This window comes from Ramlibacter lithotrophicus, from assembly GCF_012184415.1.
In the GTDB taxonomy this organism is placed as follows: domain Bacteria; phylum Pseudomonadota; class Gammaproteobacteria; order Burkholderiales; family Burkholderiaceae_C; genus Ramlibacter; species Ramlibacter lithotrophicus.
Window position 1 is genome coordinate 36612 of record NZ_VTOX01000008.1, and the last position, 23079, is coordinate 59690.

Below are 23079 nucleotides of genomic sequence, written 5' to 3' on the forward strand. Positions count from 1 at the left end.
CACCCATCATTTCATTTTCGCGGCTTCATCAGCCGCGTCGCCACCGCGACCGAGCCCAGCATCACGAACGCGCCGGCCAGCAGGGCGGTGACGGTGAACAGGCACGAGACGAGCAACCGCGTGCGCATGGCCGCCTCCTCCGCGCCCGGCGGCGCCGGGACCGTGTACGGCACGCCGAGCGCCGCGCCCTGGAACTGCGGCAGGTGCTGGTTGGCCTTCAGCCATCGGTGGGCGACGATTCTGCTGCAGGCCGTCTGCATGATGACGACCTCGCTGCTGCTACCGTCGCGCGTCACGCGCACGGCGCACCGGGGGGTCGCGCCGCGCCCGAGCGTCAGGTCGAAGTGCATGCCGCCCGGCAGCAGCATCGTTCCCGTGCTGCCGGACCCCGTCCACGGCGCCATGGCCAGCGACCCGAAGAACCACAGGATCACGACGGCCGTGCAGAACCAGGCAATGCCGATGATGGCCTTCGCGGCCGGGTGCCGTGTGCCGTCGCTGCCCATTGATGTCTCCTCGGTTGTCGTTCTCGTGGCGCGTTGCTCGCGCCCGTGCGGCCCGGCCGCGGACCGGATCCGCCAGCGACACTCTCCCGCGCGTCGCCGTCTCGCGCCTTGAGGGACGTCAAGATTCCCGCCCCGACACCGACTACCGGGGAATGCGAGCGTCGTCCTTGGGCCCCCGGCCTCGGGTGTTCCCAATCAGGCGGCCTTCGATTAAGGTTCCGGGCGGACGGCGCCGCTCGGGAGGGCAGGGCGCCGACCCGTCACCGGTCAATACGAAAGAGCTATCACCAATGGAATTCAAGTCTCTTGCGTGCGCCCTGTCGCACACGACCGCCGCGGCACTGCTCGCCTGCGGCTCACTGGCCAGCGCCCTTGCGCAGGAGCCGTATCCGGCCAGGCACGTCGAAGTGATCGTGCCTTATGCCGCCGGCGGCGGTGTCGATGCGATGGCCCGGTCGTTCGCGCGCGAAGCCGCGCAGGTCACCGGCCAGTCCTGGTCGGTGGTGAACCGCGACGGCGGAGGCGGGCTGGTGGGTTTCACCGCACTGGCCAATGCCGCACCCGACGGCTACAAGGTGATGTTCTCCCCGGCGTCGGCGCTGACCAATGCGCCGTTCGTGACCAGGACGATGCCGTTCAGGCCCGAGCAGATCGAGCCGGTGTGCCAGGTGTTCGAGAACGTGTTTGCGCTGGCCGTGCGCCAGGATTCGCCCATGCGCTCGCTGCAGGATCTCGTGGCGCGCGCCAAGGCCGAGCCGGGCAAGCTGTCGTATGGGCACGCCGGTCCGGCCTCGGTGCCGCACCTGGCGGTCGCCGCCATGGAAAAGGCGCAAGGGCTGCGCTTCAACGCCATCCCCTACCGCGGCGACGGCGCCATGCTGCCCCAGCTGCTGGGCGGACAGATCGACTTCGGAGCGCCGGCGCTCTCCTCGATCGGCGGCAAGAACCTGCGCGTGCTGGCCGTGCTCTCGGACAAGCGACACCCGTCGGTGCCGGAGGTTCCGGCGCTGACGGAGGCTGGCTTTCCGGCGGTGACGCCGGGACTGAACGGGGTCTATGTGCCTGCCGGCACGCCCCGGCCGATCGTCGAAAAACTGCAAGGCTTGTGCAGGCAGGTGCTCGACTCCGACGGTTTCAGGAAGGCGGCGCAGACGCTCCAGCAGATCCCCACCTGGCTTCCCGCCGATGCGTTCAAGCAGCGCATCGATCGCACCTACCGCATGCACGCGGACCTGGTGCCGGGCCTGAACCTGGAGAAGCAATGACGACGAACGGGATGCCGGCGATCCGTCGCGTGGTGACGGCCGACGATGCGCAAGGCCGCTCCTTCATCGCCGAGGACGGACCTTCGCCGGCCGTGCGGCTGGTGGCGGAGCGCCCGGGTTACCGCGTCACCAACCTGTGGCGCACCACCGGGCCCGACGCCGGCGTGGACGCGCCGGACAGCATTTCGGAGCACCAGGGCGTGTCGCCGCCGAAGGGCGGCACGGTACTGCGGATCATCGACTTCCCGCCGGAGCCGGGCGACCCGCGGGAACTCGAGCGCATGCTGCATGCCACGTTCGGCGCGATGTACCGCGACGCGCGGCACACGCCCAGGCCAGGGGAACATCCCGGCATGCACCGCACCGATACGGTGGACTACGCCATCGTGCTGGAAGGAGAGGTGGTCGCCATCATGGACCAGCAGGAAACCGCCTTGCGGTGCGGCGACGTGCTGATCCAGCGGGGCACGAACCACGCGTGGGCCAATCGCTCCGGTCGCCCGGCGCGGGTGGCGTTCGTGCTCGTCGATGCCCGCACGCCGGGCTGATGCGGCGTCGGACGATCGGGGTCCGGCGCGCGTCAGGCGAAGGAGACCTGCACGCTTCCGAGGAGAGAGAAGTCCATCGTCGCCTGGTCGCCGGGATCGAGCCAGACGGTTTTCACCAGGCTGCCGGTCATCACGATTTCGCCCGCACGCAGTCCCGTCCCCTGGCTCGCGAGGTGATTGGCCAGCCATGCCAAGGCGTTGTGCGGATGGCCCAGCACGTCGGCCGCGGTCCCTTGCCCGCGCTCCTGGCCGTTGATCAGGGCCCGGCCCTGCACATCGATGAGGTCCGCGATGGCGGACCGGGCGACCGGACGCCCGAGAACGATGCCGGCCGCGAAGAAATCGTCGGCGATGAGCGTCGGTGCGCCGAGCGTTTCCCACTGGACGTAGCGGTCGTCGACGATTTCGATCGCTGGCAGGTAGCACTCGATGCGGCCGGCCACTGAATCGCTGGTGAAGGGTGCTGCCGCGCCAGCGAGATCCTCGCCGAGCCGGACTGCGATCTCGCACTCGACACCGACCCGGACGAAGTCCGCCGGGTCCAGCACGACGCCGCTCTGGTGCACGCCGCGTGCATGGACGCCCCCGGCGCATGGGTGCGGAATGGCCAGGTATTTCTGCATCACCTCGCTGGTGCAGCCGATCTTGTAGCCGGCCAGTGGACCGAGCTCGGTGGCCAGGAGCCGGTGCACTTCGGCCTGGACCCGGTAACCATCCTCGATGCTCTTCGGCATGGCCGCTTGCGGCAGGGGCGCAAGCGCGTTCCGGCTCTTTCGCGCGGCCGCGATGATCCGCGCGGCGTCCCGTGATGCGCCTGGAGCAAGCCATTGGTCCGTCACGCCGGTTCTCCTGGAAGCTGATTCATGATCCCGTCGACTCGAGCCACCGGATCGCAGCCGACAGGTCGTTGTAGAAGACACGATAGTTCGCCTCGCCCACGTGACCGAACGCGATGCGGGACAGGTACGCGATCCGGGTGTTCGGAACGAGAATGGCGGTGCGCAGCGAGGTCGTGCCGAGACCGGCCTGTCGCTGCGAGTCCAGCTGCTTCTGCAGGAGGACCAGATCCATCTCTGGCGCCTCGAGTTCCAGCGCGTCGTACAGCACGCGCACGTGCGGGGTGTCGCGAGTGAGTTCAACCACGCGTGCCTCGCATTCGCGCAGCATCTCGGCAGTAGGCTTGCCGCGCAGGCGCGCCACGATGACCGAGCCGACCGGCTCCACCCAGATGCGTTGGTCTTGCATGGTGCGATGCTACAGCGCGCGGCAGCGCGGCGCAGGGGCGAGGTCCGCGCCCGGTTGGAAGCAGACCTGCCCGGCGACCCGCGTCCGCGCATCGCGGGCGGGCAGGCCTCGAGGAAGAGATTCGCCCGCTTGAGGCAGCGCAAATTCGGTTCCAGGGCCGGGACCTATGCTAGGTCGGTGGCCGGTCCGGCCACCCGAATGGAGGATGCAACATCATGTCGACAGCCCTGTCCCGGATGACGGCCCTCACGCTGCTGCCGCTCTGCGCGGCCCTGGCCGGGTCTGTGCAGGCGCAGACATTGCCGCGCTCGTACGAAGCATCGCCGGACGTCTACCACGTCATCTCGCAGAACGAGCAGTTCAAGATCATCCTCGCGACCTGGAAGGCGGGGCACCGGGATGCGCCACATTCGCACCCCGCCGGCGCGCTCTACTTCGTGGACGACTGCAGCCTGCGTGCCCATGCGCCCGACGGCTCTTCCCGCGTCCTGTACACCAAGTCGGGCTCGGGCACTGTCCAGGCCGCAATACCGGGGCACGTGATCGAGAACGTCGGCAGCCGCGATTGCCGCGTGGTGATGTTCGAACCATCCTGAAGCCGCGGCTGGGCCGGCCGGGAATGCACGGCTCGCGCCCCGACGCTCGGCGGCGAGCGGCCGTGCGGCGCGCGGTCTAAGATGCGCCGATGCGGCAATCTCTCGACACGATCATCATCCCCACGTCGGGGCGCGGCCTGGTGGAAATCACCGACCGCCTACAGGAACGCATCGCCGCCAGCGGCATCGTCCGCGGTCTTGCCAATCTGTTCCTGCGGCATACCTCAGCCAGTCTCCTGGTCCAGGAGAACGCGGACCCTGCCGTGCGCGAGGACCTGGAGCGGTTCTTCGCGCGGCTCGTGCCCGATGGCGATGCGCTCTTCCGCCACCAGGACGAGGGCCCGGACGACATGCCCGCGCATGTGCGCACCGCGCTGACCGCCGTCAGCCTGGCCGTGCCCGTGGAGGGCGGCGCGCTGGCGCTCGGCACCTGGCAGGGCATCTACGTGTGGGAGCACCGGAGGCAGGGTCACCGCCGCGAGGTGATGCTGCACGTGCTGGGGGAGCGCTGAACGCGCGGGTTCGCATCGTCCGCTCATGGGCCGGGACTGGCCGTCGAGGTCAGCCGCGGGGGCGGTCACCCAGGGGCAGGCGCAGGACACGCGCCGTCAAGGCCCGCCAGGCCGGCCAGCCGCTGCAAGCGCGAGCGCTGCTCCAGGCAGGCCTGGTGCTGCGCTTCGGCTGCCCTTTGCTTCGCGAGTCGATCGGCTTGATGGCGCGCTGCCTGCAACTGCGCAATGCGTTCGCGCAACCGAGGGATTGCGGCCAAGGCCGCTTTCTCTCCCTCCAGGATGGCGCTGGCACGTTGCGAAAAGTCGGCCCCGCCGATGTCGAGGACCTGCGGCCGCACGATGACATCGGCGCGAGACAGCTCGGCCTGTCCGAGCTTCTGCCCCATGATCGCAATCGACTGGCCGATCGTACCGAGCATGCCGCTGGGAGTCTGGCCGCGGGCCTTGCTGGAGATATCCACCGCGACGACCACGTCCGCACCCAGTTGGCGTGCCGCATCGACCGGCACCGGGCTGACGAGGCCGCCATCGACAAAATGGTGCTTGCCGATGGGCACGGGCTGGAACACGCCCGGCACACTGCTGGAAGCCCGCACGGCCTGGCCCGTGTTGCCCCTGGCGAAGACCGTGCGCTCGCCGTCCTCCAGCCGCGTTGCGACCGCCGCGAAAGGCCTGGCGAGCCGCTCCAGCGACTGGCTGCGCACCTGCTCGTTCACGAAGTCCTGCAGCTTCTGTCCCAGCAACAGGCCGCCCGAGGAAAGCTGCAGGTCGCGGATCCTGGCTTCATCGAGCGCAACCGCCTTCTCCTGAAGCTCGAACGCGTCCATGCCGCTGGCATAGAGCGCCCCGACCACACTGCCCGCGCTGGTGCCAGCCACCACGTCAGGCGTGAAACCGTTGGCCTCCAGTATCTTGATGACGCCGATGTGCGCGAAGCCCTTGGCTGCGCCGCCGCCCAGGGCGATGCCCACCTTGATGGCAGGAAGGGAAGGGGATGCCACCGCGGCCTGCGCGGGCAGCGGGATCGCCCTTCCTGCAGTGGGGCCGGCAGGTGGCGCGCTGCTGCAGGCGGCAACAGCCGCAACGGCCAGGAGGCCCAGCGGGCGACACCAGGCGGCCACACCGGCGACGCGGGTCGGGGCGTTCAGACGCCCGCCGGAAAGGAGGGACACAGAAGACACGGGCAAGAGTCCATGGAGCGCTCGTGGACGCAATCTGCATAGCTTACAGCCGGTGAACCGCTGCGACCCGATCGGACGCCTACCGTGCGACTCGCTCTGGACCTGGGGATATGGATGCAACGCCATGAGGGAAACCACGTGCGCGTTCCGTGGGCGCGGCGCGCACCATTCCGGCCTCTCTCCACCACCACCGAAGGAGCCCACGATGGCGACGATCTTCACGCGCGAAGTGACATTCAGGTCGATGGCAGACGCGGCGCGCGGCGCATCGCTGGTCGCCCAAGTGGTCAAGTACTACAAGGAGGCGGTGGGCGTGGACATCCAGGTGCAGCGGGCAATTTCCGGGTCGCCGCTTCGCGTACGGTATGTCGCGCAGCTCGACTCCCTGGACAAGTGGCGGGTCGACAGCGCGACGGTTGCCCAGGACCCGGCGTTCCAGAAGCTGCTCGGGGAGATGGCGCCGCTGGTCGACGCCTCCAGGACCTGCGACGAACTGTGGGCCGTGTAGCTGCCGGTTTCAAGTTCGACGGCCGGCCGCAGAAGCGAGTAGACGGCTGCGTCTGGCCGGAAGCGGCGAATCACGGCTGGAGAAAGTGCTCCAGGACGGACTCGAGCGGCTGGAAAGACCTGATCTCCGTGGCCGCTGCATTTGCTTGCGGGTCGCGTTGGTATCGGTTCAGCCAAACGGCACTCATCCCGCTTGCTGTCGCACCGACGATGTCCGTGTTCCAGAGGTCCCCGACCATGACGCACTCGCAGGCTTGGCAGCGCGCTCTTTTCGCGGCCAGCGCAAAGAACTCAAGCGATGGTTTCTCGCACCCCAGCTCCTCTGAAATCAGGACGTCGTCGACGCGCGGGAGCAGCCCCAGCCGCTGCAGCTTGGCAAGCTGGTCGTTCTTGCGACCGTTGGTGACCACCGCCACCCACGCGCCGGCTCGCTTCAGCGCGTCGAGCAGTTCCACCGAGCCCGGCACGGACCTCCAGTGCCGGTCGTATGCCGAACGATAGACGGCCTCGAGCGATGCCAGCCGTTCGTCATCCACTTCGAGGCCGTGGTCCGCCAGCGCTCCACGAAGTCTCTCGAGTCTCGCCTGCTCGAGCGTGATGGCGCCCGCGAGCAACAAGCCGTGAGTTCGCTGGAGGTGCCGCTCGTGAGCAGCCTCCAGCGATGCGGCTACGTCCCCGTTCAATCGGACGGCGGCCCTCAGCGCGGCCAGCGCTTCCCGCCGATGCGCCCGGTGGTCGAACAAGGTGTCGTCGAGGTCGAAGAACACGGCTTTGTATCGCAACGCGGGCATGGCCGCACATTGTCCCGCACGGCTGCTCCCGGCCCCGGCTCGGCGTCCGGAGCTATCCTCGAGCCCATGCGCAGCCTCATTCCCGTCGGCCTCTTGCTGCTGAACCTGATCCGTCTCGGCGCGCAGGCATGAATTCCGAGCACCTGCCCCGGTTGACGCCGGTGGGCGAGCGCTGTCTCGCCGTGGCGTTCGGCGACCAGTTGAGCGTCGAGGTCAACCTGCGCGTCTGCGAATTCGCGTCCCGGGTTCGAGCCGCCGGCTGGGACTTCATCACCGATGTCGTTCCTTCCTTCGTGGCGGTCGGTCTGCACTACCGGCCCGAGGCCCTGCCCTTGCGCACCGGCCAGACGCCGCTGACTGCACTGGAGGACATGGTGATGGCCTTGCTGGCGGCGCCGCCCGCGGCCGGGATCACGGGGCCGCGCACGGTGGAAATCCCGGTTTGCTACGGCGGCGACTGGGGACCCGATCTGGCGGAGCTCGCCGCGCGGGCCGGCACGACGCCGGAAGACCTGGTGCGCCAGCACACCGAGGTCGTCGGGCGCGTGTTCATGGTCGGCTTCGCTCCCGGGCATCCCTACCTCGGCCTGTGGGGCGACGCCTTCGACGTGCCGCGGCGCGGCACGCCGCGGACGCGGGTGCCCGCCGGTACCGTCGCCGTGGCCAACCGGCAGTGCGTCATCTATCCGTACGAGCTGCCGGGCGGCTGGAACCTGATCGGCCGCACGCCGCTGGTGTTGTTCGACCCCACGCTGGCCGAACCCTGCCTGCTCGCGCCGGGCGACCGCGTCCGGTTCGTCGCCATCGCGGCCCCTGAGTTCGCTGCGCTGCAGCGGCACGGACATGCCTGAACCGAACGCTGCCGTCGAGGTCCTCAAGCCGGGCGCCTTCACGACGCTGCAGGATCTCGGGCGCCATGGCTACCAGCACCTCGGCGTGCCGGTCGGCGGTGCGATGGACGAGATCTCGCACCGCCTGGCGAATGCGCTCGTCGGCAATCCGGCGTCCGCCGCCACGCTCGAAATCACCTTGCTCGGCCCCACGCTCCGCTTCGCGGCCGATGCACTGGTCGCATGCTGCGGCGCGGACCTCTCGATGACGATCGACGGCAGGGCGGTTCGGCCGGCCGCTGCCGAGCTCGTCCCCGCCGGAGCCACCTTGCAGTTCGGCCCTCGCGTGCGGGGCCTGCGCGCGTATCTGGCGGTGCGTGGTTCCTTCGCCGTGGACCAGGTGATGGGCAGTGCCAGCACCTACGCCCGGGCCGGCTTCGGCGGGTACCACGGACGTCCGCTGCGCAAGGGCGACGTGCTCCTGCTCGGGGACCACGATTCGTCGCCGCCGCAGCGCAGTGCCGACGCCCGCGCGGCCGCGGCGGCGCTGCTGGCGGCGATGGACGATTCCGGCCCCATCCGGGTGCTCCCCGGGCGTGAGTGGGGCGCGTTCACGACGCCATCGCAAGCGAACTGGCTGGAGCAGGCATGGCGCATCGGCGTCCAGTCGGAGCGCATGGGCTACCGGCTCGAGGGCCCGGTGCTCGAACGCCGCGAGCGGCGCGACATGCTCTCGGAGGCGGTGGCCTTCGGCACCGTGCAAGTGCCGCCCGACGGGCAGCCGATCGTGCTGATGGCCGAGCGACAGACCACGGGCGGCTATCCCCGCATCGCGCAGGTGGCCGCCGTCGACCTGCCGCGCCTTGCGCAGCGCGCTCCCGGGGAGTACCTTCGATTCGCGGCGATCGACATCGACGCCGCTCAGCGCCTGCTGATCGAGCGGGCTCGTTTCTTCGACGATTTGAATGGAGGGCCAACCGGCCAGCCGCGGTGATGAAGACACTCGACCTGAATTGCGACATGGGTGAAGGCTTCGGCGTCTACGGCGCCGGCGACGATGCGGCGCTGCTGGCGCACGTGACTTCCGCCAACATCGCCTGCGGTTTCCACGCGGGCGATCCGGGCACCATGGCCCGCACCGTGCGACTGGCCGTCAGCCACGGGGTGGCGGTCGGTGCGCACCCCGGGCTGCCGGACCTGCAAGGCTTCGGCCGGCGCGAAATGGCGCTGTCCCCCGACGAGGCCTACGACTGCGTCGTCTACCAGATCGGCGCATTGCAGGGGGTGGCGGCGGCCGCAGGGACGCGGCTGGCGCATGTCAAGCCGCACGGCGCGCTCTACAACATGGCGGCCCGAGACATCCGGTTGTCCGAGGCGATCGCCCGCGCCGTGCGCGACGTGGATCCGTCGCTGATCCTGTACGCCCTGGCCGGCAGCGTCACTGTGCAGGCGGCCCGCGGCCTCGGCGTGCGCGTCGCATCTGAAGTGTTCGCCGACCGCAGCTACCAGGACGATGGCACGTTGACGCCGCGGCGCCTGCCGGGGGCAATGATCACCGACCTCGGGCAGTCAGTCGCCCAGGTGCGGCGCATGGTGCACGAGGGCAGGGTGCGCGCACTGTCCGGACGCGAGATTCCGATCGAGGCGCACACGGTCTGCCTGCATGGCGACCAGCCCGGCGCCGTCGAGTTCGCCGTCGGACTGCGCGCGGCTTTGAGCGAAGACGGCATCGAGCTGAGGCCGCCTTCGATCCCGGCCTGACGAAAGAAGAACTTTCGCTTTTCGAAAAGTTCTTGCTTCTCGTCCCGGGAGTCGCCCCGCATACTGCGCCCTCGAATCGAGGAAGTTCATGATGCGACACGCGACACACAAGGTGCATCGGGCGGCGACCCCTCCCGGGCTCTGCCGGCCGATCGTTTCGTCCGCTTGCGCAACCCGGACCGGGCGGGCGCGGGCATGAGCGGGCCATCCCAGGACATCCGGGTCGGCGCCGACATCGGCGGCACCTTCACCGACGTGGTCCTCGACGTCCGCGGCGACCTCTTCTCCGCGAAGGTCCTGACCGATTACGCATCGCCCGAGCAGGCGATCTTCGACGCCCTGGACATCGTGCTGCGCGAATCGGGCGTGGCGATCGGCGACATCGGGCTGCTGATCCACGGCACCACGCTCGCCACCAACGCCTTGATCGAGCGGCGCGGCGCGCGTACCGCGTTCGTCACGACCGCGGGCTTCCGTGACGTCATCGAGATGCGCACCGAAAGCCGGTTCGCGCAGTACGACATCAATCTGCGCCTGCCGCCGCCGCTCGTCCCGCGCGAGGACCGTTTCCCCGTCGCGGGCCGCATCGACGCGTCCGGCAGCGAACTGCAACCCCTCGACGAAGCCGCGCTCGACGGCATCGCGCGGCACATTGCAGAGGGCGGCTTCGGCTCGGTCGCGGTCGGTTTCCTGCATTCGTACATCAATCCGGCGCACGAGCGGCGGGCGCGCGACATCCTTGCCGCGCGGCTCGACCTGCCGATCTCGATCAGCTCGGACGTTTCGCCGCAGATGCGGGAGTTCGAGCGCTTCAACACGGTCTGCGCCAACGCGTACGTCCGGCCGCTGATGGCCGACTACCTGCTGCGGCTGCGGCGGCGCCTGCGTGACATGGGCGGCCGCTGCCCGGTCTTCCTGATCCACTCGGGCGGCGGACTGGTATCGGTCGAAACGGCGGCTGAATTTCCGGTGCGCCTGGTCGAGTCGGGCCCGGCCGGCGGCGCGATCTTCGCCGCGGACATCGCCCGTCGCTTCGACCTCGGGCAGGTGGTCTCCTACGACATGGGCGGTACCACCGCCAAGATCTGCCTGATCGAGAAATCCGCTCCGCGCACCGCGCGGACCTTCGAGGTGGCGCGAACCTACCGCTTCGCCAAGGGTTCTGGCATCCCGGTGTCGATCCCGGTGATCGAGATGATCGAGATCGGTGCCGGCGGCGGTTCGATCGCCTCCGTCGATGCCATGGGCCGCATCCAGACCGGCCCGGAGAGCGCCGGCTCCGAGCCCGGGCCGGCCTGCTACGGACGGGGCGGCGAGCGGCCTGCCATCACGGACGCCGACCTGGTGCTCGGCAAGATCGACCCGAGGAATTTCGCCGGCGGCGCGATCGTGCTCGACACGGCCGCCGCGGAAAACGCGATCCGGCGCGACGTTGCCGCCCCGCTCGACCTCGAGCTGGAGGCCGCGGCCTTCGGCATCTCGGAGGTGGTCGACGAGAACATGGCGAATGCCGCCCGGGTCCACGCGGTGGAGAACGGCAAGAACATCTCCGACAACGTGATGATCGCGTTCGGAGGCGCCGCTCCGCTGCATGCCGCGCGCCTGTGCGAGAAGCTCGGCGTCAGCCGCTGCCTGATCCCGCGCGGTGCCGGCGTCGGTTCGGCCATCGGATTCCTGAAGGCGCCCTTCGGCTACGAGGCCGTGGCATCGCGCCTGACGCACATGTCCGCATTCGACGCCGCCGGCGCCAATGCCCTGCTCGCGCACCTGCGCGAGACCGCCGAGCGCTTCGTTCGTGCCGGCAGCAGCGGCACGCTGCGCAGGGAAACCACGGCGTTCATGCGGTACGCCGGCCAGGGCTGGGAAATTCCCGTGCCTCTGCCCGATCGCACGTTCGGCGCCGACGATGCCGCGCTGATCGTGCAGGCGTTTCGCGACAGCTACGCCCGGTTCTTCGGGCGGCCGATCGATGGCCTGGACGGCCTGGAAATCGAGATCGTCACCTGGTCGGTCAAGGTGCAGGACGAGCGCCCGGCACCGGCGCGGCACGCGCTGCTCGCCGGCCGGCGCGTGGTCAGGCCCGCGGCCACGCGACCCATCTTCGACGCCGCGAGCGGCAGCGCACTCGCCTCCGGCGTCGTCCGGCGCGAAGACCTCGAACCCGACGACCGGATCGAAGGGCCGGCCGTGATCGTCGAGAGCGAGACTGCCACCATCGTCTCCAGCCTGTTCGACGCCGTGCTGCAGGTCGACGGCTCCATCCTGCTGGTTGCAAAGGAGCACCGCGCATGAGCGACATCAGGGACATCCGCATGCAGGTCATGTGGAACCGCCTCATTTCGGTGGTCGAGGAACAGGCGATGACGCTGCTGCGCACCGCCTTCTCCACCTCCGTGCGCGAAGCCGGGGACCTCTCCGCCGGCGTGTTCAATCCGCGCGGCGAGATGCTCGCCCAGGCGGTCACGGGCACGCCGGGCCACGTCAACACCATGGCCGAGGCCGTCGGGCACTTCATGGCCGCGATTCCGCGCGACCAGATGCATCCGGGCGACACCTACGTGACCAACGATCCCTGGCACGGCACCGGGCACCTGCATGACGTGACGATGGTGTCGCCGTCGTTCCTCGGCGACGAGCTGGTCGGCTTCTTCGCGTGCACCGCGCACGTGGTGGACGTCGGCGGCCGCGGGTTCGGGGCGGACGGCAAGTCCGTCTACGAGGAAGGCATCCTGGTCCCGATCATGAAGTTCATCGACCGGGGCGTGGTGAACCGCGACCTGATCCACATCCTGCGGGCCAACGTGCGCCAGCCCAACCAGCTGGTCGGCGACTTCTATTCGCTGGCGTCCTGCAACGAGGTGGGCCATCGCCGCCTGCTCGACATGATGAGCGAGATCGGCCTCACGTCGCTCGACGCGCTCGGCGAATTCATCTTCACGCGCACGCGCGAGGCGGCACTCGAGCGCCTGCGCGCGCTGCCCAAGGGCACCTGGGCCAACGAGCTGACCTCCGACGGTTACGACGACCCGGTGCGGCTGGTGGCCGCCGTCACCATCGCCGACGACGGCGTGCACATCGACTGCACCGGCACCTCGCCCGTCAGCCGCTGGGGCATCAACGTCCCGATCAGCTACACCAAGGCGTATGCGGCATACGGGTTCAAGTGCATCGTCGCGCCGGACATCCCCAACAATTCCGCCTTGCTGCAGCTGGTGCACGTGACCTCCCCGGTCAACATCCTCAACGCGGAGCGGCCCGCGCCGGTGTCGCTGCGGCACGTGATCGGCCACCTCGTGCCCGACCTCGTGCTGGGGGCGCTCACCAAGGCGCTGCCCGGGCAGATCCTGGCCGAGGGCGCCGGCTCGCTGTGGAACTTCCACATGTCGTTCCGGCCGGTGGCCGGCAAGACCGGGCGCCACGCGGAAGTTCTGATGTTCAACTCGGGAGGCATGGGCGCCCGGCCGGGGCTCGACGGCCTTTCGGCGACGGCCTTTCCCTCCGGCGTCCAGACGATGCCGGTCGAAGCGACCGAGCAGACCGGTCCGGTCGTGGTCTGGCGCAAGGAACTGAGGCCGGACTCCGGCGGCGATGGCGCATGCCGCGGCGGACTGGGACAGATCATCGAAATCGAAGCGGCGGCCGGCCATGAATTCGATTTCTCGGCGATGCTCGACCGCACCCGCCATGCGCCGCGAGGCCGCGACGGCGGCCAGGACGGCGCCGTGGGCATCGCGCGCCTGGACGACGGCACCCGGCTGCGGCCCAAGGGCTGGCAGTTCGTGCCCGCGGGGCGCCGCCTGATCCTCGAACTGCCGGGTGGCGGGGGCCACGGCGATCCCGCCAAGCGCAGCGCCGAGCAGAGGGCGCTGGATCGCCTGCGCGGCTACGTCACGGTCGACGCGAAATGAACTACCTCGCGTCGCGGCTCGCCGCGGTCAAGCCGTCCGCCTCGATGGCGGCCTCGCAGGCCGCGAAGGCCCTCGGCGCCAGCGGCGTCGACGTCATCGACCTGGGGCTGGGGGAGCCCGACTTTCCGACGCCGGCCCACATCGTCGAGGCGGCCCATGCGGCGGCCCGGGCTGGGCAGACGCTGTACACGGCCGCCCATGGCACGGCGGCACTGCGCGAAGCCATCGCCTCCAAGTTCAGGCGCGAGAACGGCCTGGATTGCTCGGCTGCCGATGTCGCGCTGGCCAACGGGGCCAAGCAGATCATCTTCAATGCGTTGATGGCGACGCTCGATCCCGGCGACGAGGTGATCCTGCCGGCGCCGTACTTCGTTTCCTATCCGGAGATGGTCAAGCTGGTCGGCGGCACGCCGGTGGTGGTCGAATGCGGGGCGGAAACCGGGTTCAAGCTGACACCGGAACTGCTCGCGCCGGCGATCGGTGCGAGGACCAAGTGGCTGTTCCTCAACTCGCCAGGCAATCCGTCGGGCGCCGTGTATTCGGCGGACGAACTGAAATCGCTCGGCGAGGCGCTGGCCCGGCATCCCCACGTCATGGTGCTGTCGGACGAGATCTACGAGCACATCCTGTTCGACGGACACCGTTTCGCCTCGTTCGGGCAGGCCTGCCCGGGGCTGCGGGACCGCACGCTCGTCGTCAACGGCGTTTCGAAGTCATATGCCATGACGGGCTGGCGGGTCGGCTATGCCGTCGGGCCGGCCCCGCTGGTGACGGCGATGTCCGTCGTGCAAAGCCAGTCGGTCACCTCGGTGTGCGCCGTGGCGCAGGCAGCCGCCCTGGCTGCCCTGACGGGACCGCAGGACTGCGTCGCGGCGTTCCGCGGCGCCTTCGAGCGGCGGCGCGACCTCGTGGTCGGCCGGGTGCGCACCATCGAGGGGCTGACGCTGGCGCCGCCGGCCGGTGCGTTCTACGCGTATCTCGGCTGCGAGCGGCTGATCGGCCGGCGCACGCCGAGCGGCGCCATCTTGCGCGACGACGTCGCCGTGGCGGCCTACCTGCTGCAGGAAGGGCACGTCGCATCGGTGCCCGGAAGCGCCTACGGCCTGTCGCCGTACTTCCGCATCTCGACCGCCGCCAGCGATGCCGTGCTCACCGAGGCCATGGACCGCATCTCCCGCGCCGTGGCCGCGTTGACCGCGCCCGTGGCACACCCTTTGCTAGCATGACAACACGGATTCTGGAGCAGACGTAGCGGTAGTCGTTGGATCTTTCACCAAAGGAGACAGTATGCGTATCGGAACCTTCCTCAAGTCGATGGTGTTCACGCTCGCGGCCGCCGGCGCGAGCCTGCCGGCCCAGGCGCAGACGACCTGGACGATGGCCTCGGGCTATCCAGAGAGCAGCTTCTTCACCCAGAACATCCGCCAGTTCATCAAGGAGGTCGAGGACAAGAGCGGCGGCAAGCTGAAGATCGACCTGCGCTCCAACGACAGCCTCATCAAGCTCGACGCGATCAAGCGCGCCGTGCAGTCCGGCCAGATCCAGATCGGCGAGATCCGCCTGGGCGTCTACGGCAACGAAGCCGCGATGTACAACCTCGACAACACGCCCGGCGTCGCGGTCGACTACAACCAGGCGATGAAGCTCGCCAATGCCCAGGCTCCGTTCTTCGACAACATGTTCAAGAAGAACGGCATGCGCCTCGTGACCATGGTTCCGTGGCCCGGCCAGGGTTTCTACACCAAGCAGCCCGTCAACAGCCTGGCGGACCTGAAGGGCCAGAAGCTGCGGATCTACTCGAAGCAGACGCAGCAACTCGGCGACCGCCTCGGAATGCAGGCCCTGATCCTTCCGTTCGCCGAAGTGCCGCAGGCGTTCTCGACCGGCATGATCCAGTCGCTTTGGACCAGCGCCCAGACCGGTGTCGACGTCAAGGCGTGGGAGAACGTCAAGCACTTTACCTATACCGGCACCATGCACAACAAGAACGCCATCATCGTGAACGAGCGTGCGCTGCGCCAGCTCGATGCGAACCTGCAGAAGATCGTGCTGGATGCCGGAAACGCCGCCACCTTGCGCGGATTCGAGATGAGCAAGAAGGCCAGCGCCGACCGCGAGCAGACGCTCAAGGAGAACGGCATGGTGATTGCGCAGGCGCCCAAGGACGTGCTCGCGAAGATGGACGAGATCGGCAAGGACATGATCGCCGAATGGCTCGCCACCGCGACGCCCGACGAAAAGGCGGTCTACGAGACCTACCGCAGCAGTCTCAAGTAACAACGAGCCCGCGGGCCGGCGGCGCCCGGTCCCCGGGCCCGCGGCGCCGCCGCGCTTTGCCGACGCGAGGTCTCACATGGTCAGATCGGTTCTGGACAGCTTCTATCTCGTCTGCGGCTACCTGGCCGCCGCGTTCATGGTGGGCATCGGCGTGTGCATCCTGGCGCAGATCGCCTGGCGCATGCGCGGCCTCACGCTGGATGCCACCGAAGCGTCGGGGTTCTGCCTGGCAGCCGCCACCTTCCTGGGACTGGCCCATACGATGCGCCACGGTTCGCACGTGCGGATCGACCTGCTCACGAGCCGCCTGCCGGGGCGGTTGCGGCACCGGATGAACATCCTGAACTGCCTGCTCGGTGCCGCCGTGACCGGCTATCTCGCCTGGAACGTCGGCCTGCTGGCGCTGCAGTCGTTCAACTTCCGCGACGTCAGCCCGGGACTGCTCGCGATGCCGATGTGGATTCCGCAGACCGGTGCCGCGCTCGGCGTCGCGGCCCTGTCCATCGCCCTGCTGGATGAAGTGGTCTGGCTGCTCGGGGGGCGCGATTCGCGTTACGGGGCGCCCGACGAGGTCCGGATCGACGCGCCCGTCGCCTGAGGCGCTGCAAGATGGACAACACCGCAATCGCCTCGCTCGTCCTCGCCGGGCTGCTCCTGCTGCTCCTGGCGGGCGGCTTCTGGATCGCGCTGTCGTTGCTGACCGTGGGCATGGTCCTGATGGGCCTGTTCTCCACGGCGCCGATGGGCTCGCTGGTGGCATCCACGCTCTGGGACTCGAGTTGGGGCTGGGCCTTGACGGCGCTGCCGCTCTTCATCTGGATGGGCGAGATCCTGTTCCGCTCGAACCTGTCCTCCAACATGTTCGAGGGCCTGGCGCCCTGGGTGAACCGTCTGCCCGGCGGGCTGCTGCACGTCAACGTGCTGGGCTGCGGCATCATGGCGGCCGTAGCGGGATCCTCCGCGGTGACCTGCGCCACCATCGGTCGCATGAGCGTGCCGGAGCTGCAGCGCCAGCAGTACCCGCTGAACCTGACCATCGGCACCCTGGCGGGCTCGGGCACGCTGGGCCTGCTGATCCCGCCGTCGATCATCATGATCGTCTACGGCGTGACCGCCGAAGTCTCGGTGGCCAAGCTGTTCATCGCCGGAATCATCCCGGGCATCCTGCTGATGTTGTTCTTCTCGGGGTACACGGCGCTGTGGAGCATCGTCCACCGGGACCGCATGCCGCCGCCCGGCCCGTCGATGCCGTTGCGCCAGAAGCTGTACCACTCGCGCCGGTTGGTCCCCGTTGCATTGCTGATCGCCTCGATCATCGGCTCGATCTACGGCGGTCTTGCCACGCCGACCGAAGCGGCGACGATCGGCGTGATGGGCGCGCTCGCGTTATCCGCGATCACCGGGTCCCTGACGCGCGAGACCTTCGTCGAAGGCGTGATGGCGGCGATGCGCACCTCGTGCATGATCGCCTTCATCATCGCCTGCGCGGCCTGCCTGACGATCGCCGTGGCCTTCGTCGACATTCCCCGCACCCTCGCTTCCTGGGTCGATGCGTTCCATTTGTCGCGCTATGCGCTGCTCGGCGTCCTGGCGATCCTGATGCTGATCCTCGGCTGTTTTCTCGAAGGCATCTCGATCATCGTCCTGACCTCCTCCGTGGTCCTGCCCATGGTCCAGGCCGCCGGGATCGACCTGCTGTGGTTCGGCATCTACATGACGATCCTGATCGAAGCCGCCCAGATCACGCCGCCGGTCGGCTTCAACCTGTTCGTGCTGCAGAGCATCACGGGCAAGGACATCCTGACGGTGACCCGCGCGACCATGCCGTACTTCTTCCTCCTGATGGCCGTGCTGGTTCTCACGGTCGTCTTCCCCCAGATCGTGCTGATCGGGCCGCAGATCATGAGGTAGCCGCCGTCGGCGGCCGGGACGGGTGGAAACACGGAGTCGAGTCACGGAACCCGGCCGCAATAATGGCCCTGACGGTCGCCCGGAAGGGCGGCCGTTGGCAGCAGGTGACGTTCGAATGACCACTCACGATCAGATCGGGGCCACGTGATGCGCGGGGCCACCCTGGCGATGCCCCGCAGGGCCCGGCTGCCGTCCCTGACTGCACTGCGCGCCTTCCACGTCGTCTTCCAATGCCTCAGCCTGCAACGGGCGGGCGAGGAACTGTCGGTCACTCCGCAGGCGGTCGGGCAGCAGATCAAGCTGCTGGAGGAAACGCTCAAGGTCACGCTGTTCGAGCGCAAGGGCCGCTCCCTCCAGCCCACGGAGTCGGCGCTGCTGCTGGCGACCTTCGTCAAGTCGGGCTTCGACGAGTTTGCGGAGGGCGTGCGGCGCGTCACGAAGTCGGACCACCGCAGCTACGTTGCGCTGAACGTCAGCCCGTATTTCGCGACGCATTACCTGGTGCCGACCCTGTCGGTCCTCGGGGAGGCGGCCCCCAGCACCGAGATCCGCCTGACGACCAGCGTCCATCTGCCCGACTTCGAGCAGGACGAGGCAGACATCGCGATCCAGTGGGGGTACGGCAACTGGAAGGGCTACGACTGGACCCACCTGGTCTCGGATCCCAAGGTCATATGCTGCACGCCGGCGATTGCGAGAAACATCAGCAGCCCGTCCGACCTGGCGCGGGTGGGACTGCTGAACTCCATCGCCGCGAAGCGCCTCTGGGAAGACATCTTCCGGCACCTCGGCGTGGACGAACGGCCGCCGGTGCACAAGATCGGGTTCGACGACTCCGCCACCATGCGCCGCGCGACGCTGCAGGGCATTGGCGTCGGCCTGCTGTCCGAGATCCATGCCGACGAGGACATCCGCTCCGGGGCATTGGTGGCCCCGCTGGGGCGCGAGGTGCTCAGCGACATGCCGCCCAGCGACGTACCGGGGTTCTACCTGGTGGCGCCGCGCTCCAAGCTGCGGGTGGCGTCCGTTGCGGCGTTGTACCGCTGGCTGTTCGACGAGGACTGGAGCGTCGCCCGCCGGCTCGCGCTGGGAAACGCGCGTACCTGATGCGGGTGCGCGGCGGCGCGGGCTTCCGCCCAAAGAGGAAGCGGCGCACCGGACCCGGCCTGCGTCACGGGTGCCAGCGCGATACCGCGGCCGGCGTGGCCGGCGACCGGGTTCCGGCCAGCGCATACGAAAGCTGGTTCGCCGCGCGGATGACCATCTTCGCGTGTTTCTCCAGCAGGCCCTTGGTGAGCCGGGAGCTGGGTCCCGAAATGCACATGGAGCCGAGCAGGCGCCAGTTCAGGCCGAAGACGGGCGCGGCGACGCTGGCGACCTCGGCTTCGCGCTCGCCCATCGAGATGTGGTAGCCGCGCTCCCGGATGGCTTCATAGGGTTCGCCCTTGGCCCCGCTGAACGCCAGGATCACCCGCCCGGGCGCGCCGCTGCCCAGGGGCAGGCGCTCGCCGATGCGCACGTTGTGGCGGACCGACCGGGGTCCTTCGATGCGGGCGACGCAGGAGCGGATGTCGCCTTCGCGCACGTAGAACGACGCGCTCTCGCCGGTCTGCTTCACCAGTTCGTGCAGCGCGGGCTCCACCACGTTGTTGACGTCGAATCCGGCCTGGTACCGTGCACCGAGCCACCCGGCCGCGGGCCCCAGCCGCCACTGGCCGTCCTCCGTCTGCACCATGTACTGGCTGAGCGCCAGGGTCCGGGCCAGCCTGAGGGCCGTCGTCTTGTGCATCCGTGCGCGACGGCTGAGCTCGGCCAGGCTCAGCGCCCACTCGCCCACCGTGAAGGCTTCCATCAGCGACAGGGCCCGGGTGACGGCGATCACGCCGCCGTCCTTCTCGGCGGTCCGTCGCTCACCGCTTGTTTCGTCCGTGTTGCGCATCTCGCACCGTGGTCCACCGCATGAAACGGTATTGTACGGTGCGGAACATCGACCTAGAGTCCGGACCTGTCGCCGCTCGGGCGCGCATCTTCACCGGAGACACCCAATGCACATTTCCCGTCGTTCCCTCGTCGCCATTGCCGCCGGCGCCATCCTGTCCGGCAGCCTCCACGCCCAGGCCTGGCCCGCCAAGCCGGTGCGCATGGTCGTGCCGTTTCCGGCGGGCGGTGGCACGGACCTGATCACCCGCGAGGTCGCCAACCGGCTGGCGGGTTCCGGCTACACCTTCGTCCTGGACAACAAGCCCGGGTCGGGCGGCAACATCGGCGTCGATGCGGCGGCCAAGGCGGCGCCCGACGGCTACACCTTCGTGATGGGCCAGACCAGCAACCTGGCCATCAATCCCACGCTGTATTCGAAGCTTCCGTACGATCCCCTGAAGGACCTGACGCCCGTGAGCCTGGTCGCCAGCGCGCCGCTGGTGATCGTGGTGGGCGCGGACTCGCCGTTCAAGAGCCTGGCCGACGTCGTGAACGCGGCGAAGGCGCGGCCCGCGACCATCAATTTCGCGACCTCCGGGAACGGCACCGTCGCCCACCTGGCAGCCGAGGCCTTCCAGAAGGCGGCGAACGTCAAGCTCACCCACATCCCTTACAAGGGCGCGGCGCAAGGAGCCACCGACGTGATCAGCGGGCAGGTGCACCTGTACGTGTCGTCCATCCCCACGCTGCTGGGCTACATCAAGAGCGGGAAGATGCGTCCGATCGCCGTGACCTCGGCCAGGCGCGCCGATGACCTGCCGCAGGTGCCGGCGATTGCCGAGACGTACAAGGGGTTCGACGCGGTGACCTGGTTCGGCATCGTCGGGCCGGCCAACCTCCCCAAGGAAGTCGTGGCCAAGCTCAACGCGGACATCAACAAGGTGCTGAAGGATCCCGAACTGCGCAAGAAACTGGGCGACCAGGGCGCCGACGTCGCGGGGAGCACGCCGGAACAGTTCGCGACCCTGATCCGCGACGACATCGTCCGCTGGGGAAAGATCGTCAAGGAATCCAACGCCAGGATCGACTGACCGGCCGGCGCGCGCGCCGAGCCGCCGCCAATCCGCTCCCGCCCGTTCGAGCCGCGGCGCTGCCGCCGCGGCCGTGCCGGCCCGCGCCTGCGCCTTTCATTTCACGAGAACGCAATGACACAAGACATCCTGCGCGACTTCGAGCGCGTTTCCCCCGACCTGGTGCGCCAGGCCGGCGAGTTCCAGGCCGCCATCCTCGCCGACGTGGCCGGCCGCCGCGGCGCCATGCATGGCCGCATCGCCGCGCTGCGCCCGCACATGAGGCTGGCGGGGCCGGCGCTTACCGTGGACGTTCGCCCCGGCGACAACCTGATGATCCATGCCGCCATCGCCCTGGCCAGGCCCGGTGACGTGCTGGTGATCGACGGCAAGGGCGACCGCACGTCGGCGCTGATGGGCACCATCATGATGACCGCCTGCCGCCAGCTGGGCCTGGCCGGCGTGATCATCGACGGCGCCGCGCGCGACAGCCTGGAAATCGAGGAGATGGGCTTCCCGGTGTTCTGCGTCGGCACCAATCCCAACGGCCCCACCAAGAACGTCTCCGGCCGCATCGGGCATCCGGTCAGCTGCGGCGGCGTGACGGTGCGCTCCGGCGACCTGGTGGTGGCGGACGCGGACGGCGTCGTGGTGGTGGAACGCGAGCGCGTCGAAGCGCTGCTGCCGCTCGCGCGCAAGAAGGTCCAGGACGAAGCCGCGCGGATCGCGCAAATCAAGGACGGCAATACCAGTGCGCCGTGGCTCGCTGCCGCGCTGCGTGCCGCGGGCGTGCTGAAGGAGGGCGAAAGCCTATGAGCGCCCGCCCGGTGATCCTGGTGACGGGGGCCGACCTGGCGCCGCAGGCGCTGGCGCTCCTGGAAGGGTTCGACGTCGTCTATGCCGGCAAGGCGCCGCAGGAGGCGGACCTCGTGGCGCTGTGCCAGCGCCACGATCCCGTGGCCATCATCGTGCGCTATGGCAGGATTCCGGCGGCGGTCATGGACGCGGCGCCTGCGCTGCGCGTCGTTTCCAAGCACGGCAGCGGCACCGACACGATCGACAGGCAGGCGGCCCAGGAGCGCGGCATCGAAGTGCGCGCGGCCGCCGGCGCCAACGCCGCCGCGGTGGCCGAGCAGGCGCTGGCGCTGCTGCTCGCTTGCGCCAAGTCGGTCGTGCAGCTCGACTCGCGCATGCATGCCGGCCACTGGGACAAGGCAACGCACAAGAGCGTCGAACTCCGCGGTCGCACCATCGGCCTGGTGGGACTAGGCGCGATCGGCCAGCGCTTCGCGCGGATGTGCCATGCGATGGACATGAAGGTGATCGGCCACGATCCGTTCGCGCAGGACGTTCCGGCCGTCGTGCGGCGCGTCGACCTCGACACGATCTGGCGCGAGTCGGACGCGATCTCGCTGCACTGCCCGTTGACGGCCGGGAACCGGGGCCTGGTCAACGCGCAAACGCTGGCGGCCTGCCGGCGCGGCCTGCTGCTGGTGAACACCGCGCGCGGCGGGTTGGTCGACGAGCAAGCCCTGCTGGATGCCGTGCGCTCCGGCCAGGTGGCCGCCGCCGGCCTCGACAGCTTCGCCACCGAGCCGATGACGGCGCCGCACCCGTTCCAGGGTCACCCGAACATCGTGCTGTCGCCGCACATCGGCGGCGTGACCCACGACGCGTATGTCGCCATGGGGGTCGGCGCCGCACGCAACGTGCTGGCGGTCCTCCAGCCGCAAGCGGCGTAGCGATCCGGCGGCAGTCGCCTCGAGCCGCGGCCCGCTCAGCGACGCCGCGCTTACGCCGCCCGCCGCTCCGCCTCGACCTGCTCGCACGCGGCCAGGACGCCGATGAACGTCGACACCTTGTCGACCAGCACCCGCACGACCTCGTCGGTGTCGGCATGGCGGCCGTCCACGGACACCCGCAGCTTCATGACGTCCCGCGCCGCCCAGGCGTAGTCCGCGCCGAGCACGTCCACGCCGCGAGCCGCGTACAGGCCGAGGATGCGGCACAGCAGGCCTGCATCGCGTTCCAGGAGATAGACCTGCACCAGGCTGGGCGCGGTCCGTGTGGAGTCGGAAAGGTTCATCGTTTCGATCCCGGGTCATTCGACGACAGCCGGCCATGCGCAGGCCGGCGGTGAGAAAGCGCGTGGATCGAAGAGGGGGCGAGGAGGCCCGGAGCGTCGACCCGGCTGACCGGGACGACGCGCACGTGCCCGGTCAGCTGGGAATTCGAATGATGACCGGGATCG

General features: G+C 69.1%; 25 protein-coding genes. 18 read left to right on the plus strand and 7 right to left on the minus strand.

The window, feature by feature from the left end; genetic code table 11:
- Positions 1–11: 11 nt before the first annotated feature.
- Positions 12–506, minus strand: a complete 495-nt coding sequence (locus RAMLITH_RS19000; RefSeq protein WP_168109026.1) for a hypothetical protein — start codon at positions 504–506, stop codon at positions 12–14.
- A gap of 290 nt (positions 507–796) precedes the next feature.
- On the opposite strand from RAMLITH_RS19000, the gene RAMLITH_RS19005 reads away from it, so the two are divergent.
- A complete protein-coding gene (locus RAMLITH_RS19005; RefSeq protein ID WP_168109027.1) occupies positions 797–1771 on the plus strand; it encodes a Bug family tripartite tricarboxylate transporter substrate binding protein in 975 nt (324 codons plus the stop codon).
- Complete coding sequence (locus RAMLITH_RS19010; protein WP_168109028.1) at positions 1768–2319, plus strand: cupin domain-containing protein; 552 nt, start codon at positions 1768–1770, stop codon at positions 2317–2319. Before RAMLITH_RS19005 ends, RAMLITH_RS19010 begins: the two co-directional genes overlap by 4 nt.
- Positions 2320–2351: 32 nt before the next feature.
- On the opposite strand, the gene RAMLITH_RS19015 is transcribed toward RAMLITH_RS19010, so the two are convergent.
- Entirely contained in the window at positions 2352–3053 is a 702-nt protein-coding gene (locus RAMLITH_RS19015) for a 2-keto-4-pentenoate hydratase (RefSeq protein ID WP_168109029.1), read from the minus strand.
- Between the two features lie 127 nt (positions 3054–3180).
- Complete coding sequence (locus RAMLITH_RS19020) at positions 3181–3564, minus strand: STAS/SEC14 domain-containing protein (RefSeq protein WP_168109030.1); 384 nt, start codon at positions 3562–3564, stop codon at positions 3181–3183.
- A 215-nt stretch (positions 3565–3779) separates the two neighbouring features.
- On the opposite strand from RAMLITH_RS19020, the gene RAMLITH_RS19025 reads away from it, so the two are divergent.
- Together RAMLITH_RS19025 and RAMLITH_RS19030 are read left to right on the plus strand one after the other, a co-directional pair.
- Positions 3780–4160 carry a cupin domain-containing protein gene (locus RAMLITH_RS19025; RefSeq protein WP_168109031.1) on the plus strand — a complete coding sequence of 127 codons (381 nt, stop codon included), beginning with the start codon at positions 3780–3782 and terminating at the stop codon, positions 4158–4160.
- Between the two features lie 89 nt (positions 4161–4249).
- Entirely contained in the window at positions 4250–4672 is a 423-nt protein-coding gene (locus RAMLITH_RS19030) for a secondary thiamine-phosphate synthase enzyme YjbQ (protein ID WP_168109032.1), read from the plus strand.
- A gap of 65 nt (positions 4673–4737) precedes the next feature.
- On the opposite strand, the gene RAMLITH_RS19035 is transcribed toward RAMLITH_RS19030, so the two are convergent.
- Positions 4738–5793 (minus strand): patatin-like phospholipase family protein, encoded by a 1056-nt coding sequence (locus RAMLITH_RS19035; protein WP_168109209.1) that lies wholly within the window; start codon positions 5791–5793, stop codon positions 4738–4740.
- A 265-nt stretch (positions 5794–6058) separates the two neighbouring features.
- Here RAMLITH_RS19035 and RAMLITH_RS19040 point away from each other — a divergent pair, with 265 nt between their 5' ends.
- Positions 6059–6361, plus strand: coding sequence for a hypothetical protein (locus tag RAMLITH_RS19040; protein ID WP_168109033.1), 303 nt, complete (start codon positions 6059–6061; stop codon positions 6359–6361).
- Positions 6362–6431: 70 nt separating this feature from the next.
- On the opposite strand, the gene RAMLITH_RS19045 is transcribed toward RAMLITH_RS19040, so the two are convergent.
- Complete coding sequence (locus RAMLITH_RS19045) at positions 6432–7151, minus strand: HAD family hydrolase (RefSeq protein ID WP_168109034.1); 720 nt, start codon at positions 7149–7151, stop codon at positions 6432–6434.
- 128 nt (positions 7152–7279) lie between these two features.
- Between RAMLITH_RS19045 and pxpB the strand changes: the two genes are divergently transcribed.
- From pxpB to RAMLITH_RS19095, 10 genes are all read left to right on the plus strand, one after another.
- Positions 7280–8002: a 5-oxoprolinase subunit PxpB gene (pxpB, locus tag RAMLITH_RS19050; RefSeq protein WP_168109035.1), complete on the plus strand. Its 723-nt coding sequence runs from the start codon at positions 7280–7282 to the stop codon at positions 8000–8002.
- Positions 7995–8975, plus strand: a complete 981-nt coding sequence (locus RAMLITH_RS19055) for a 5-oxoprolinase subunit C family protein (protein ID WP_168109036.1) — start codon at positions 7995–7997, stop codon at positions 8973–8975. Before pxpB ends, RAMLITH_RS19055 begins: the two co-directional genes overlap by 8 nt.
- Positions 8975–9742, plus strand: a complete 768-nt coding sequence (locus tag RAMLITH_RS19060) for a LamB/YcsF family protein (RefSeq protein WP_168109037.1) — start codon at positions 8975–8977, stop codon at positions 9740–9742. Before RAMLITH_RS19055 ends, RAMLITH_RS19060 begins: the two co-directional genes overlap by 1 nt.
- Positions 9743–9937: 195 nt before the next feature.
- Positions 9938–12034 carry a hydantoinase/oxoprolinase family protein gene (locus RAMLITH_RS19065; RefSeq protein WP_168109038.1) on the plus strand — a complete coding sequence of 699 codons (2097 nt, stop codon included), beginning with the start codon at positions 9938–9940 and terminating at the stop codon, positions 12032–12034.
- Entirely contained in the window at positions 12031–13650 is a 1620-nt protein-coding gene (locus RAMLITH_RS19070; protein WP_168109039.1) for a hydantoinase B/oxoprolinase family protein, read from the plus strand. Before RAMLITH_RS19065 ends, RAMLITH_RS19070 begins: the two co-directional genes overlap by 4 nt.
- Positions 13647–14876 (plus strand): pyridoxal phosphate-dependent aminotransferase, encoded by a 1230-nt coding sequence (locus tag RAMLITH_RS19075; RefSeq protein ID WP_168109040.1) that lies wholly within the window; start codon positions 13647–13649, stop codon positions 14874–14876. Before RAMLITH_RS19070 ends, RAMLITH_RS19075 begins: the two co-directional genes overlap by 4 nt.
- 61 nt (positions 14877–14937) lie before the next feature.
- Positions 14938–15927 (plus strand): TRAP transporter substrate-binding protein, encoded by a 990-nt coding sequence (locus RAMLITH_RS19080; RefSeq protein ID WP_168109041.1) that lies wholly within the window; start codon positions 14938–14940, stop codon positions 15925–15927.
- A 76-nt stretch (positions 15928–16003) separates the two neighbouring features.
- Positions 16004–16525 (plus strand): TRAP transporter small permease, encoded by a 522-nt coding sequence (locus RAMLITH_RS19085; protein ID WP_168109042.1) that lies wholly within the window; start codon positions 16004–16006, stop codon positions 16523–16525.
- Between the two features lie 11 nt (positions 16526–16536).
- Complete coding sequence (locus RAMLITH_RS19090) at positions 16537–17838, plus strand: TRAP transporter large permease (protein ID WP_168109043.1); 1302 nt, start codon at positions 16537–16539, stop codon at positions 17836–17838.
- A 168-nt stretch (positions 17839–18006) separates the two neighbouring features.
- Positions 18007–18945, plus strand: coding sequence for a LysR substrate-binding domain-containing protein (locus tag RAMLITH_RS19095; protein ID WP_168109044.1), 939 nt, complete (start codon positions 18007–18009; stop codon positions 18943–18945).
- Between the two features lie 64 nt (positions 18946–19009).
- On the opposite strand, the gene RAMLITH_RS19100 is transcribed toward RAMLITH_RS19095, so the two are convergent.
- Positions 19010–19777 (minus strand): IclR family transcriptional regulator, encoded by a 768-nt coding sequence (locus tag RAMLITH_RS19100; protein ID WP_168109045.1) that lies wholly within the window; start codon positions 19775–19777, stop codon positions 19010–19012.
- Positions 19778–19883: 106 nt separating this feature from the next.
- Here RAMLITH_RS19100 and RAMLITH_RS19105 point away from each other — a divergent pair, with 106 nt between their 5' ends.
- From RAMLITH_RS19105 to RAMLITH_RS19115, 3 genes are all read left to right on the plus strand, one after another.
- On the plus strand, positions 19884–20849 hold the full coding sequence (locus RAMLITH_RS19105; protein WP_168109046.1) for a Bug family tripartite tricarboxylate transporter substrate binding protein: 966 nt from the start codon (positions 19884–19886) through the stop codon (positions 20847–20849).
- A gap of 114 nt (positions 20850–20963) precedes the next feature.
- A complete protein-coding gene (locus RAMLITH_RS19110; RefSeq protein ID WP_168109047.1) occupies positions 20964–21644 on the plus strand; it encodes an RraA family protein in 681 nt (226 codons plus the stop codon).
- Positions 21641–22570, plus strand: a complete 930-nt coding sequence (locus tag RAMLITH_RS19115; RefSeq protein WP_168109048.1) for a hydroxyacid dehydrogenase — start codon at positions 21641–21643, stop codon at positions 22568–22570. The genes RAMLITH_RS19110 and RAMLITH_RS19115 overlap by 4 nt, the downstream gene beginning before the upstream one ends.
- A 50-nt stretch (positions 22571–22620) precedes the next feature.
- On the opposite strand, the gene RAMLITH_RS19120 is transcribed toward RAMLITH_RS19115, so the two are convergent.
- The gene (locus RAMLITH_RS19120; protein ID WP_168109049.1) at positions 22621–22914 is read right to left on the minus strand and encodes a hypothetical protein; all 294 of its coding nucleotides are present in this window, start codon (positions 22912–22914) and stop codon (positions 22621–22623) included.
- Positions 22915–23079: the final 165 nt, after the last annotated feature.